General features: G+C 43.2%; 8 protein-coding genes. All 8 read left to right on the forward strand.

Annotated elements, in window-relative coordinates; genetic code table 11:
• Positions 1–24 precede the first annotated feature (24 nt).
• The gene (locus RYL27_RS04030) at positions 25–675 is read left to right on the forward strand and encodes a hypothetical protein (protein ID WP_183683687.1); all 651 of its coding nucleotides are present in this window, start codon (positions 25–27) and stop codon (positions 673–675) included.
• Between the two features lie 11 nt (positions 676–686).
• Entirely contained in the window at positions 687–3,314 is a 2,628-nt protein-coding gene (locus RYL27_RS04035) for a hypothetical protein (protein ID WP_314965418.1), read from the forward strand.
• 17 nt (positions 3,315–3,331) lie between these two features.
• Entirely contained in the window at positions 3,332–3,925 is a 594-nt protein-coding gene (locus tag RYL27_RS04040) for a TadE family protein (RefSeq protein ID WP_314669704.1), read from the forward strand.
• Between the two features lie 18 nt (positions 3,926–3,943).
• The gene (locus RYL27_RS04045) at positions 3,944–5,617 is read left to right on the forward strand and encodes a DUF6382 domain-containing protein (protein ID WP_314965420.1); all 1,674 of its coding nucleotides are present in this window, start codon (positions 3,944–3,946) and stop codon (positions 5,615–5,617) included.
• Between the two features lie 106 nt (positions 5,618–5,723).
• On the forward strand, positions 5,724–5,945 hold the full coding sequence (locus tag RYL27_RS04050; RefSeq protein WP_314965422.1) for a hypothetical protein: 222 nt from the start codon (positions 5,724–5,726) through the stop codon (positions 5,943–5,945).
• A gap of 470 nt (positions 5,946–6,415) precedes the next feature.
• Positions 6,416–8,320: an N-acetylmuramoyl-L-alanine amidase family protein gene (locus RYL27_RS04055; protein WP_314965423.1), complete on the forward strand. Its 1,905-nt coding sequence runs from the start codon at positions 6,416–6,418 to the stop codon at positions 8,318–8,320.
• A gap of 75 nt (positions 8,321–8,395) precedes the next feature.
• Positions 8,396–10,282, forward strand: a complete 1,887-nt coding sequence (locus tag RYL27_RS04060) for an N-acetylmuramoyl-L-alanine amidase family protein (RefSeq protein WP_314965425.1) — start codon at positions 8,396–8,398, stop codon at positions 10,280–10,282.
• A 133-nt stretch (positions 10,283–10,415) separates the two neighbouring features.
• Positions 10,416–15,027, forward strand: a 4,612-nt coding sequence (locus tag RYL27_RS04065; protein WP_314965427.1) for a hypothetical protein, incomplete at its 3' end; no start/stop codon positions are given.

Here is a 15,027-nt window from a genome sequence, read left to right on the forward strand (position 1 = left end):
TTTCTGTAAGGAAAAGGAGTCAAGATGAGAAAGGGATTTCGAGAGAAAGGGGAAGATGGCACCGTCATGATTGAATGGTCCATCGGTATGCTGCTGTGCATTCTGATACTGGTGTTCTTTATCGGATTTAGTATGTACCTTTACCAAAATGTCATGTTCCATGTTACGGCCAATGAGGCGGCGCAGGTTGTGGCGGAGAATTACAAGTATGGATCTGCCAAGAAGGATTTGAATCTGGTGAGTGAAGAAGATATTACGAATATCGGGGTGTATCGCTACCTTTGGATTATGGGGAAAAAGCAAGATCGAATCGATGCGGCAAATTCCAGAGCCTCTAATTTTCTGAACAATCGTCTCACCAATGTGAGCCTGGCAAAGTCAAAGGGTGAGGTGGATATTAAGGTAGAACGTGCCAACGATGATATCGGAAGACATCATATTGAAATTACCATGCACAAAAACTATGGATTTTTATTTGGAGAGTTAATGCGTTTTATCGGCGTTTCCGAAACCAAGCAATTGGATGCGACGGTAGCCTGCAACGACTTTGATGCCTTGGATTATGTTCATTCCGTAAAGCTTGCAAAATATGCCAGTGAAAAGGTGAAGAGCTTTGCAACTGTATTGGAAACGGTGGACAAGGTGGTTAAAGGCCTTAACAAATTTTTTTCATAGGGGAGAAGAATATGAAAGCATGGTTTAAAGAAAAAAGAAAAGCAATACGACATTTTCTGAAAAGGAAAGTCAACGGGACGAAGGGCATGCTATCCATCTTTTTAGCCTTAGTGGTTTCTCCGCTATTGATGTCCACCTTCATTTTCATAGAGTACGCAAGAATCCAGAGTATTCAGGAATTAATGAAGGAGGTCATGGGAAGCTCCCTCTATTCAACTTTAGGTCACTATGATGATTATGTGGAAGAGCGTTTTGACTTGCTTTCCATTTCTCAAAAGGATGATGTCAATACCACTTACCAGGGTTATATGAAGGCCAATATGAATGCTTTGGGTAAGGGGGCAAGCATACAGAGTATGGAGGCTTCCGGACAGCATAGTCTGGGTAGCGCCTCCATCCTGAAGCAGCAGATTTATGAGGCCAGTGAATATACGGTTATGGCACAGGCCATGTGGGACGGTTTCGACCTGGATCGTATTAAGAAGAAGCTGGACGGTCTTCCCGGAATGAAGCAGCTGAACGCCGGAGCGGAAGTGGCGAACAAGGCGGTAGGCTATGCCAATGACACCAAGGATATGATTAACAGTGTCAAGGATTTTCAGGAGAAGGCGAAGGACTTCAAGGAGAAATGTCAGAATTACAAAACAAAATATCAAGCCTTTCAAACGGCGATGCAAACCGTTGAATCCATCAGAAACAGCGGGCAGGAGGAAGGTCTTCCCGCCGCAGAGGCGGCAGCGGATGCAGCGGCCAGAGAGCTGGCTACCGCTACGAAGGAGCTTAGCACCAGTCTTGGAAACCTTTATGATGCCTCCAAGGATTTAAAGGAAAAGATGGAAAAGGTGAAAAAAGACCTTAGTGAAGTGAAGGAGGCCACGAAGAAAAAGAAAGAGGAAAGCAAAGAGGCGGCAACGGAGAGCGCAGCTTCCACCGGTACAGAGATTGCTACAATTCCTGCAGCAGGCAACGGCACCGGTACAGAGGTAGCCACAGTACCGGCGAATGGCAGCACGGAGGTGGCAACAACAGGAACTGCCGCAGATGGGGAAATTCCTGATGGAGAAGGGGCGGAAACCATAGGAACGGATGCCTATAAGTGGTTTGAGGAAATGCATAAGGCCACGGAAGATTTTGCCAATCAACAGATTCAAAAAGGAATCGATGCCATTGTGGAGGCGGAAAAAACAAGCTTAAACAATCAGGCCGCTGCCCTGAGCTCCTTCACCGCTTCCGGTCATTCCATGGCGGAATTATCCTCCGCTCCTTTAGGAAAGATAGAAATGAAGGGCTTTAAGGAGGACGTGGCTAAGTATGTGGATAAGCTGGTAGATATTTTAGACAAATCAGCGACTGCGGACCAAGAGGGAGTCAAGGAAGTTATTGCCGTCGGAAGATTGGCACAAAAGCTGATGGATATGAAGATTTTTTATGACAACAGCTTGGACTCCAATATTAATCCGGCTTTATTAGCGCATACCAGCTCCTTTGATACCTCAACCCTCTTAACGGCTTCCGGATTTGCAGGGATGCTACAGGATGCGATAGATTTTGCGGATGCCTGCTACGGAGTTCCGAATGTTTTCAAAATGGTTACAAAATTAGCCAGCTTCTTGATTAATCTGGCAAAGTTTTTAGCGGGATTGGTAACCTGGATGGCAGAGCACTTTATCAATCTGGCGAAGTTCCTGGTGAACTACCAAGAGTATTATCACGCCTTCCTCTTATATGGCTACGCGGCATACAACCTGCCGAATCGAACGACCTATAAGAAAGGATCCACTTTAACCGGATATAGCTTCCAAAAGGTATTTAGCCTGGCAGGCGGATCGGATAAGGGTGGAAAAGGGGGTGCCATGAGCGACATCGCCTCTTTAGGGAATAATTCCGGATCGGATCCGATGTTTAAGGGAGCGGAACTGGAATATATGCTTACCGGTGCAAACTCCGAGTACACTGCCCAGGCCGGCGCCTTCTTTGACGGCTATATGCTTCGCCTGATGGTAGATTGCTATGCGGTATTTAACTCGGATATCCTGAAAGCACTTTCCGGTTTGGGACCGGTACGAATTGTAGCCACCGTCATCTTCCTCTTACTGGAACCCTTCCTGGATATGGTAATTTTGGTAAATGGAGGAACCCAGGTGCTTTTCAAGACCACGGCGTACCTTTCCACTAAGGGATTACCCCATTTGGCACAAGACATGGCCGGAATCCTGGATTTAAGTGATGATCAGAAATCAACCTTAGGTGGGATGTTTGAAAGGGAGCGAGGGGGAGGTAGCTCCACCGGCACGGAAGTAGCCGTGTACCATGATGATCCTGCCAAGCATGGAGGACAGGATGGCTCGGGAAAAACCAATGACAAAAACGAGATGGGTTATTTCCCGCTGGACTACACTGCCCACGGCGCTATTTTGATGATTTTATGCACCCCCTACGATCAATATACAGATCGGATGCAGAACCTCATTCAGCTGGAAGCCAAGGAAAAGCACAAGAAGGACTTTGATTTCGACATCAACAAGGCTTACACCAGTGTACATTCCGACAACAAATACAAGCTGAACATATTTATGAATTTATCTCCTACGCTTACCGGAGGCTTCCCATACGAAAAGCAAAAGGATTTGGCGTATTAAAGGAGAAGGGAGTAAAGATGAAACGAGAGAATACGGAAAAAGGCTCGGTAACCATAGAAGCAGCCATCATTCTTCCTATCTTTTGCGCTTTGTTTATGGCATTAAACGGATTCTTCTTTGTGTTTAACGCCCAAAACCAAATCGCACACGCACTGGTACAATCCGCAACCAGCCTGGGCATGGATTCCTATGCCAACAATCAGATTGCCTCGGGCCTGGACGGAGCCAACGGCTTCTGGGGAAGCCTTAGCGACCTCATTCAAGACGGCTACAGAAGATTCTTTTCCAGCAAATACTTTTCCAGCCCCAACGACTGGTATGCCGGAAAAAAGAAAGGCATGGGTGCCGCCCTGGGTATGGGAAATGATGATGCCAAAAGACGTTTTGTAGCCTACCTGACCGGAGACACCAGTGACTCCAAGGCAAATCAAAAATTGAAAGCCTTCGGGGTAGAGAGAGGTTTGGACGGCATGAACTTCAAGGTCGAAAGTTCAGGAGGAGATGTTACCCTTACCGTCACATATAAAATGGGCGTCTGGTTTGACATGTTCGGAAAGAAAAAGATGGATATTACCCAGAGTGCCAAAGCCAAAATGTGGGGAGAAAAGTAAGCAAAAAGGAGCAATAGTATGAAAGAATTCAAATACGAAAACCAAGGAGCCAGCAGTTTTCTGGTTTATCAGCTCAAGGAAGAGGATGTGCTGGACAATATCAGTCTGAATATGCTTACCAGCAACAAGGCCAAGGGACTGGCCTCTACCAACTATATGCAGATGGATACACAGCGTTTTATCCGCTACACCATTACCGGAAAGATTACGGCAAACCAGTTCTTTGCCCGGCCGGTAACTAAGCAAAGCTTTATGGGGATTTTCAAGGGAATCACGGAGGCCATGGTATCCGCAGAGGAATATATGCTGGATCCGGCCTGCATCCTCTTGGATTTGAACCAGATTTATACCGATGTATCCACCGGGGAGACGGAGTGTATCTGCCTTCCGGTGGAAAATGAGAAAGAGCAGAAGGATCAGAGAGAATTCCTGAAGTCTGTAATGTTCCAGGCACAGTTTGAGAATCCGGAGGAGGGAAGCTATGTCACCAGAATCCTGAATTACTTAAACAGCATTCCGGTATTTTCTTCACTGGATTTCTTGAACCTGTTGACAGAGATGGAACGGGAAGGAAAGAAGGATAGAACACCCCTTGCTCCGGCAGCAAAGGAAAGCCTGCAGCAGGGCGTAGCCGAAATCGGAAATGCCGTTGCCAATTCTTCCGTAGGGGGCATGGCGGCAAGCTTTTTCGAGCAATCCTCCCTCTCCCCTGCAGGAGCTCTTAAGCAGGAAAATGCAGTGGAGGAAGCCATTCCGGATATTCCTGTACCGGATGATATTCCCAAGGAAGAAAGAATCTCTCTTTTCTACCTCTTGCAGCATTACAACAACAACAGAGCCAAGGAATATATGGCACAGCAGAAACAGCTGAAGGCAAGAAAAGAGGCCTTAAAGAAGATTGAACTGGCGAAGAAGGGCGGAAAGAAAAAATCCGCTGCCTCCCTCAATCTTCCCGGAGGAAAGTCGAAAACCGCTTCTGCTGCTCCGAAGGCGAAAAAACCGGCTTCCGGAGGATTTTCCTTCCAGGTTCCCGGAAAGGAGTCCGGAAAAGACAAGCCGGGGGAGGAACTGCCCGGGATAAAAAGCTTGCCCAATGCCCCGGTAAATAGCCAAGGAAATTTCGCAGGGAATCCCAAAGTCAGTACTCCGATTGGTTCCGGGATGAATATCCCGAAGAGCAATCCTTCGGTCGGTTCCGGGATGAATATCCCGAAGAGCAATCCTTCGGTAGCGAAGGGAACTTTACAGCCGGCTAAGCCAAGCCCCCTGTTTTCTAATCAGCAAGAAGCTGTAGGAAATGGAGGAAGAAACTTCGGAGATACCACGGTTTTGCATAGTGGCTTTCGAGGGGAAGAAACCTCGGTATTAAACTATACCAAGGCACCGGACACACCGAAGCAGCCATATCTACTCCGGATTAAGAACGGGGAAAGGATTCCTATTACAGGCAACATTTTCCGTTTGGGAAAAGAAGAAAAGTTTGTGGATTATGTGATTCATGACAATGAGGCCATCAGCCGAAGCCATGCCAATATTATCAGCAGAAACGGACAGTATTTTCTGCAAGATAACAATTCCACAAACCATAGCTTCCTAAATGGACAGCAATGCGTAAGCAATGTGGAGCTTCCCTTACAGGACAAGGCAAGCATTCGTCTGGGGAACGAAGAGTTCCAGTTCCTCTTGCTTTAAGCACTAAGTCGTTCATGGTAGTAGCCTTAGGTTACTTTTCAATAAATATCAAACACTATCACACAAGAGCACCGAATCGGTGTCTCGCTGAGAGAAAGGAGTCTTTATGACCAGACTTGACGACATGATTTTGGCAACAAAAATTCGCGGAGAGAAGGCTTTAGATCGTTTCTTCCATGAGGAGAACGGAGACACAAACTTCATCTCTATGCTGATTCTTATTGCAGTAGCTGTATTCTTGGCAAGTGCATTTAAGACAGTAGGTAAGGAACTTTTGGAGCTGGTAGGCCAGAAGGTATCTACCTTCATCAACAGCACTGCTAACTAAGCCGAAGGAAAAATTGAATATGGGGTGCAATAAGAAAGATTACGAAGCTTAGAATCGAAAGAGCAAAGCTCTTCGTTCAGGCGTAGTAAAGCTTAAGGCACCAATCAGGGAGAAGACATAGCAGGATAAGTAAGCATTTGCCTGAACAGGAATCTTGTTGGAAAATGTGTCTTTCTCCCATCAGGGAAAGGCTACTACCATGAAATTTTAACCTTTCCCTGAAACTATATAAAGAAATAAGCGTATAAATAAGTGCAACAATAGGTATAGAGATATGTATAGAAATAAATATAAAAATAAGTATAAAAGTACGTATGAAAATAAGTATGAAAATAAGTATGGAAACAGAATCATTATAGATTTGGATAGAGCTTTATAGTTTGTTATAGAAAGAAGTAAAAGATTCTCCTAAAGAAAAAAATATAGTGTAAGAATACATTGGAAAATAACAGGGAAAAAGGATGAAGAAAATGAGAAGAAAAAATATGCTGGCTTTAGGACTGAGTGCAGTACTTTGCACAGGGCTTTTTGCCCCTGCAAGCTATGCGGATAGTATAGATACGAAGGATTCTTACGTACCGGAGGTAGAAACAAGCTCTGAAAAAAATAGCTTTGAAACAGCAAGTGCTGTAGAAGGATTAGACGATTTTCCGGAAGAGACTGCTGTGGAAGGGGAAAGCGCATCTATAGAGGAAGAAGTGTCGACTACTGAAGCGGAAGACTCAGAGGAACTTGCTGAGCGAAAGAGTGAGTCTACAGAGGACTCTACAGAAGGTATAAGGGAAACAGAATCTACGATAGTGACCTCCGGATATTCAGGGTTTAGAAGTGCTGCAGTGACAAAACCACTTGATAATAAGATTGTAACTTTGCTTGTTTCATTTGAAGATTGGGATTTTCCCGCAAGAGATCACATGAGAGTGCTTCGGGATAAAAAGGTAAATGTAACAGGTATTGCCTTAAGAGGAGGAGAAGTTGGAGTCATCAACAATCCTAGCCAGGATCTTTATAAAATTCTCCCGGAGAGGGAAGTTGAAAAGAAAGTAAATGATCAGTGGGTTCCTTACAATCTCAACTACTTTACCCCTGGAGAGTATCACTACGTATATACACTGGCTGAAGGAAAAAAGAGTCCATACTATCTTTTGCCAATAGCTGAACAGGACGGAGACGGAAAACTTACTTATACAAGAGTTTCTATTGAAGAAAGGTATTTTTATCATAGAGGGACACATAGTTATTATCAGGACAATTTGAAAGCTACGCAACGGGAAGATGCAAAATATAAATATTATACCTTGGAAAGTGAATCTTTTACCGTGAAGGAAGCAAAGATCATGACGAAAGTGTATCTCCGTTCCAGCTTTGACATCCATAATGTTAAGGTTGGTGATACTACGAAGAGGGCAACACTTCAAGTGGAGAAGGTTGTCTTAAAAGATGGTACGGAGCTTCTGTCTAAGGATTTGCCACAGCCTTTTCTTATGAATTTTCGTAATGATTTTCCCAAAAACCTGGATCAGTATAAACTCTATTTGGAAAGCTATCCGAATGAAGCGGGAAAAAACGGAAATCTCAGATTTACGCAGGAAGAAGACACAATTTTTCCGGAAGGCCGTTATAAGGTACTATATGTAATACAGCCTTATTATACAGTTGATAACTATCGTTTCTTAGTGTCGGAAACTGATGATCCTTATGGCCAAGGTACAGAGATTTATGTAAATAATGAGCCCTATAAAGTCTATGGGGTTATTCCCGTTTATAATATATCAACTATTACATCAATAACATCCCCTTTCTTCGATGCGGTAAAAGTAGAGAAGAAAGAAAATCATTCCGGCAATACAGGCAATTCCGGTTCTGCCTCTAAAGCTGTCTCCAGTAGTTCCGGTGGATCAAGTGGTGGCTCCGCTAGCTCAGGAGGAAGTTCCGGTGGTGGTTCCGGAAGCTTTAAGGTCAGTAGTAGCTTTTCAGGACAGGTACTTGGCGTAGACCGTTCTTTATCCGGAGGCCAGTGGATACAGGATGAAAAGGGCTGGTGGTATAAAAGACCGGACGGAAGCTATCCGAAGAACAGCTGGGGCTATGAAGCCTATAATGGAAAGTCTTACTGGTACTATTTCTTGGATTCCGGCTATATGGCTACAGGCTGGGTAGAGGTGAACGGCAGCAAATATTATCTCTTCCCAAACTCTGACGGTTGGAAGGGTAGAATGCTCACCGGTTGGCAGTGGATTGACGGAAACTGCTACTACTTAGACACACAAGGACAGAATGAAGGAGCCCTTTATAGAAATACCACTACTCCCGATGGTTTTACAGTGGATTCGGAAGGAAGATGGGTAGTGAATGGAGCAGTGCAAAAACAATAAAATTTCCACAAATGGATAGAAATATAGTATAATTTTATATCGTGAAATGGCAAGAAATAAGAAAGGACGATGGAGATGAGAAGAAAAAACATGCTGGCTTTAGGACTTAGCTTTGTACTGGGAGTAGGTGCGAGTAGCACCCTCGCCTATGCTCTTCCTTTAGAGCAGGAAGAAAGCCATCAGACGAGTGCGTCAGAAGTGGGAAATACAGAAGAAACAGCTTCCAATACAGCGACTGTTGCGGAGGAAGACGCAGAGAAAGACACAGCGGAAGATTCTTCAGCTGTAGAGGAAATGGAAGCCTCTGATAAGGAAAAGGAAGAGGCAGAAGAGGAATCCTCCTTTTCTACAGAAGCCTTAGGTGGCACGGACAGAGCTGCAGAAGAGATTCTCACTCCATTAAGCAGAAGTAGAAGAGCCTTGGCAGATCCTCCCCGCTATGCTAGTTATGAGGAAGAAAAGGCGGATAGGAAAAATCGAATTATGTCCGTTACAGTAGAATTTAATACAGCTGATGTGGCTGCCAGAGACCATATGAAAGTAATACGTAACAAAGATATTAATATACTGGGCTATTCAGTACAAGAAGATGGAGTACCAAAAGATTTCAGCTTACTACATATCCAGCCGAACAGAATTGTAGAGAAAAAAGTGAATGAGGAATGGGAAGTCTATAACTTGGGCTACTATACTCCCGGCGTCTATCGTTATAAATATATATTTGAGATACAAAAAGGATCCGATTTATATTTTATGCTTAGAGATGATGATGAAGATTCGTATAATAAAACTGCAGTATATTTCACTACAACAAAGTATTATTATCATATTGCGAACAATTCTCGTCAAATTGATAAGATATTACCATTAGAGTTGGATAGTGCTAAGGGAAGAAAATACCTTCTGGTAAGTAAGGAATTCACAGTAGAAGCCCAAAAGACAATCAGCAAGGTCTATCTAAAGTCCAGCTTTGATATTCACAATGTTCATGTAGGGGACTTGATGAAGAGGGCTACCTTGTCTACCGAAAAAATAGTATTAACGGATGGTACAGAGATTACACCGGATAAAAATCCATTATTTTTCACAAATCCTTACAATAGCTATCCCAACAACTTAGATCAATGGAGTCTAGCACTGGCCAGAGTTCATACTGAGGATGGCTATATAGGACATGTCCCAAATATAAAAGAGACTAAGGCTTTTACTCCGGGACGTTATCAGATTTCATACTTGCTTCAACAAAATTACAAAATAGACAAGTATCGTCTTTTGGTAAAGGGAACGGATGATAACTATGGGAAGAATGGAACGGAATTCTATGTCAACAATGAGCTATATATTACGGAGATTCCTGCGGAACCTGAAGCTGATTTAACACCTGTACCATTAATAACCTCTCCTTTTTTTGATGCCCAAAAAATAGAAAATCCATCCAACAATAGTTCTGGAAATTCCGGAAGCTCAGGAGGTTCCGGAGGAAGTTCTTCCGGCTCCGGCGGATCAGGGGGAAGTTCCAGCGGCGGTTCCGGAAGCTTTAAGGTCAGCAGTAGCTTGACCGGACAGGTACTTGGTGTAGATCGTTCCCTATCCGGAGGACAGTGGATACAGGATGAAAAGGGCTGGTGGTACAAAAGACCGGACGGAAGCTATCCGAAGAATAGCTGGGGCTATGAAGCCTATAACGGAAAGTCCTATTGGTACTATTTCTTGGATTCCGGCTATATGGCTACAGGCTGGGTAGAGGTAAATGGCAGTAAATATTACCTCTTCCCAAACTCTGACGGATGGAAAGGCAGAATGCTCACCGGTTGGCAGTGGATTGACGGAAACTGCTACTACTTAGCCCCTCAAGGACAGAATGAAGGAGCCCTTTATAGAAACACCACTACCCCCGATGGTTTTACCGTAGATTCGGAAGGAAGATGGGTAGTGAATGGAGCAGTGCAACATAAGAAGTAGGGTTGTAATCAATCCAAAGGCTTGCGAAGAAACTATTTTAGGGAAAAGATAAAATAGTATTAGGTAGAAGAAAGATTGAAAGCAGGAAAGAGCATTATCCTCTTTCCTGCTTTCAGAGAAAGGGAGTTTACAGATGAAAGGCTTAATCTTGGGAAAGCGAGGAAAGAGAATAATTGCTTTGTGTCTTGTGATACTGCAAGTTCTCTTTCAGTTTCCGGTAAAATGGAAAGTAGAGGCAAATGAATCTGACAAGAATAAGATCACTATTCAATTTCAAAACCAAGATCAAAAGAATATTCCAAGAGGAGAGGGTTCTTTACAGCTTGATATGCTGGTATTTTTCCATGGAGATAATGAGGAAAGGGATGTTGAAAGAAACACGGAAGAAATAGAACCGGAGGATGAAGCATCTTCCAATCTTATACCGGACATCCATAACAATGGAGAAAAAGCAAGCGACTCTTCCCCCGGAACCAATGGAAGAGTAAGTGATAGTAGCATATTTCAAGAAGAAACAACAAAAGAAATAAGACCATTAAGCGTAGAGGAAGTAAATAAAATAGTAGAAAAACCAGAGAGCAATAAACTTAGTCCATCGGATAGATTGATACTGGCTTGGTCCTATGAGGGAAAGACCGATGACTCCGGAGAAGTAACTCATGCAATTTCTCCAACGTATTTTAAAGAGGGTTATACTATTCTACTGAATCTTCGTGGTGTTTATAAGGGCATTTCTATTGAACGGCTTATTGAATATAATGATGGAAAAAGAGAGGTAGATCGAAATGATACAGGAGAGGCAAATAAAATCCTGCTAACATTTAAAGAGAAACCGGTTTGGCCCGGAAAGCTAAAGATAGAGGAGATACCGGAGCAAGTATTTAAGGATGAGAAATCTTTAAGGTACAGTATTAACGCTACTTACAATGATGGTGAAACCCCTCCTCGTGAGATAGAGTATTATCTTGAGGATTCTAAGAAACAAAGACAACGTATAGAAAATCATACAAATTTTATAATAGAAGAACCCGGAATATATAAAGTTTTTGCAATAATCCCCGGTGATGAAAATTATAGTGATTTAATTGCGGAAGGAGACTTGCCGGCAAGAAAGAAATATGCAGGGAATTATTTTCGTAATCGGAACGAAGACTTTCATTTCGGAGATAATGGAGGAGAAGTACTACCCCATGTATTTGAAGAAGTAGCAGGCGAAGTTACTTATGAATATGCAAGTGATGAGGATAGAAAAAATAATATAGTCGTCTTTTCCCCTGATCATAAAAAAATTCTGATGAATAAAGTGGGGAAAGTGCAAATTATAGCTCATATTTCATCTTGGTATAAAGACGGGGTTCCTTATAGCTCTTTTACAGATGATTTCACAATTAATATTAAACCCGGCAACCAAAGTGGCTTTCGATTTGCCTCAACTCAGTATCAGGTAGGAATTGCAGAAGATAATGATGTTTCAACATATGAGTATAAAATTCCTTATGGATTAACAAATATAGACGGGAGTGGAGACCATAGTTTCTCCCTTAAAACGATTGGGCAAAAATCACAAGGAAAAGTAATCTATGAACTGGAGGAAGGCGAACAGATTGCGGACTTAGACAAAGAACACGGTATTCTTAAGTTTAAGGATGGGCAAATTGGAACGGTAATAGTTTCAGCTACGGCACCGGCATCGGAGGATAAAAGCTATGAATCAAAGAAGATTGTAGCAAAGGTAGAGGTATACTATGAAAATTCCATCACAGTAAAGCAAGATGAACTTCCAAGTGCGAAGGGCTGGTATAAAAGCATAACATACACAGCCCCGGATGGATATAGCATTTCCCTTAGCAATTCTTGGAAGGATTCCGGTGAATGGAAGAATAAGCTTACTTTCGAAGAAGATGCTTCTCTCACAAAAGGACAGAAAATTTTTCTAAAGCGCAATGAAAACGGAAAGATTTCTATTGGAGGAGAACTGGAGGATTTTCAGATTGACGGTACTCCCCCTCAACTTTCCTCTATTGTAGATTCCAAGAACAAGGAAACAAAAATAAAAAGCATTAGAGAGTATGACTTTTATAAAGATCCACTGGAGATAGAGCTGAAAGCAGAGGATGCAAAATCTCAGGTTTCCGCCATTCATTATCGCCTTGAAGAGGAAGGAAAAACTCGGGGGGAATGGATAGAAATGAAAGAAGGAAAAGAGGGATTTGAAAAAATAAATAATAGTAATAAGGTGATTGTAAAGTTTCCCCTGAATCCGCAGTTTCGAGGAAGAATTCGATACTATGCAGTAGATAATGCAGGCAATGAAAGTAGTAAACAAGTTACAGATAGAGTTTTGGTTTTGGATACAGTAAAGCCTAAGGGAAATCTGGAATATGACCAAACTTTTGAAGAGGTAGGGGGGCATTATTACTTTCAAGATGGCACACATCTTAGCCTGAACATTAAAGAAAGAAATTTCTTCCCTGAAGATAAGGATTTTTCCTTGAAGGTTTATGGAAGAAGAAATGGAGAAGAAAAAGAAGCAAGCTATCAGGCACTATTTGATGGTCAAGAGCATTATTCCCTAAAGAAAGATACCGGTATCCTGGATGATGGAAAAAGAAATCTACTGGATAGAAAAAAAGAGTCTTTCATTCGGTATTCGCCACCAACTTCCATGGACAATCCTCTTTTACTGTTTGATTTTTCTGAGGAAGGGCATTACAGACTTTCCTTAAACTATAAGGATCCCTCCGGGAATCCTATAGAATGGGATAAGGATTATGGCTTGTCAGAAGGAGGATTGAAAGTCACTGTGGATACGACGGATCCCAAGATTTTCTTTGACCCTTCTTCCGAAAGTGGACAGGTACGGTACTTTGCCAAGGATGTTAAGCTGAAGGCCAATGTGCTGGAAGAAAACTTTAATCCGGCAGCCACCGATCTTTCTTATATATTTACCCCGGATAGGGTGGAGGGGCGAACTGCTGTGGCAAGTTCCAGCAGCCTTTCTTCCGGAACAGGGGAAAGAAGTATACGGCCGAACAATATAAGCTGGAAGAAGGAAAAGGCTTCCGATTCCACTTTGAATAAGGCGGAGCTTTCCTTAAGTGAAGATGGTAAATATGTGGTGAACTTACATACCACAGATTTTTCCGGAAGAAAGGCCAGTGCCTCCAACATTTTGGTTGTGGATAAAACACCGCCTAAGATTCGGCTGACTTTATCCAATGACGGCTTAGCCAATGAGAAATACTTTAGAGAAGTCAGAAAGGGAAAAATCGAAATCGAGGATGCCCACTTGGATTTCTCTTCTCTTCAGGTAGATTTTTCCGTAAAGGACAAGGCGGGGAATCCGGTATCTACCGCAAGGAATCATGCAGCATATTTGAAGAACTCGGAGAGCTGGACACAAGAGGGAAATAAATATACCTGCTTGGTAGAGTTTACCGAAGACGGCATTTATCATCTTGGCCTAAAGGTAAAGGATCTGGCAGGCAATGAAAATGCTCCCATCGAAGTAGGAGAGACCAAGGCGGCCTTTGATTTTGTGGTGGATAGAAAAGCCCCCACAGGTGCCTTGAAGATCGGCGATTGGGATCGTTCCAAGGATGGAACCCTTTGGACTAAGCTCCTGGATCGTATCAGCTTTGGTCGATTCAGCAATAAGAAGCAGGTTATTCGTTTACAGGCAGAGGATAACTTAAGCGGTGTCGGGCTGGTGGAAGTTCTTCGGACAAGGGAGAAGATGAGCCTTGCAGACCTGCAGGCCAGCGCTTCCTTTAAGAATGTTACAAGCGAAGTAAAGGACGGTTACTGGTCCAAGGAAATCTCCCCCAACGAGACCTTTATTACCTATGTCCACTTAAAGGATATGGCCGGAAACCAGTATTACCTAAGCTCTGATGGGGTAATTTTAGACCAGCAGAATCCGGAAATTCACATTACTTTGCCTAAGGAAGAGGAGAAGAACGGCCTCTATAAGAAGGATGTGGTGGTAGGCATTTCCGTAACGGAGCCCAGCCCCGGAAACAGCTATGCCGGTTTAAAGGATGTAAGCTATACCGTTTACAGAGACGGTATAGAAACCCAGGCAGGCTCTCTCTATCATTTTTCCAAGGAGGAGCCTCAGCTAAACGACTTAAAGAAGTCCTATGATGATGCTCATGCTCTTACGATTTTGGCTAAGGACAACAACAGTAATGACGTGTTACTGAAAATCAAGGCAGTGGACAATGCCGGAAACCAAACGGTAAAGGAAGAGCGTCTCAGCATTGATATTACAAAACCAAGGGTCACATTATCTTTCGACAACAATCGTGTGGAAAATGAGTTTTATTTTAAAGAAAATCGAACGGCTACCATTACGGTAGAGGAGAGAAACTTCTCCCAGGATGCCTTCAAGATTTTGATTACAGACCCGGCGGGAGGAAAGGACGGCAGGCTTTTGGAGGTGGAAAGGGATTCCTTCCAAAAGGTTTCCGGAAGCGGAGACAGCACCAGATGGGAAAGCCGTATTTACTTCAATAAGGACGGAGATTATCAGCTTTCCATCACCGGAGAGGACTTGGCCGGAAATGCCATGGAAGACCTGGTCTATGCAGAGGGTACTCAGGCAGCTTTGGACTTTACCGTGGATAAAACTGCCCCTGTACTCAGTGTAAGCTATGACAACAATACCGCGAACCATGAGTTTTATTACAAGGAAGGAAGAAGGGCGGAGATTTCCATTGAGGAGAAAAATTTCCGTTCGGATC

This window comes from Oribacterium sinus (assembly GCF_963537195.1).
GTDB classification, from domain to species: domain Bacteria; phylum Bacillota; class Clostridia; order Lachnospirales; family Lachnospiraceae; genus Oribacterium; species Oribacterium sinus_A.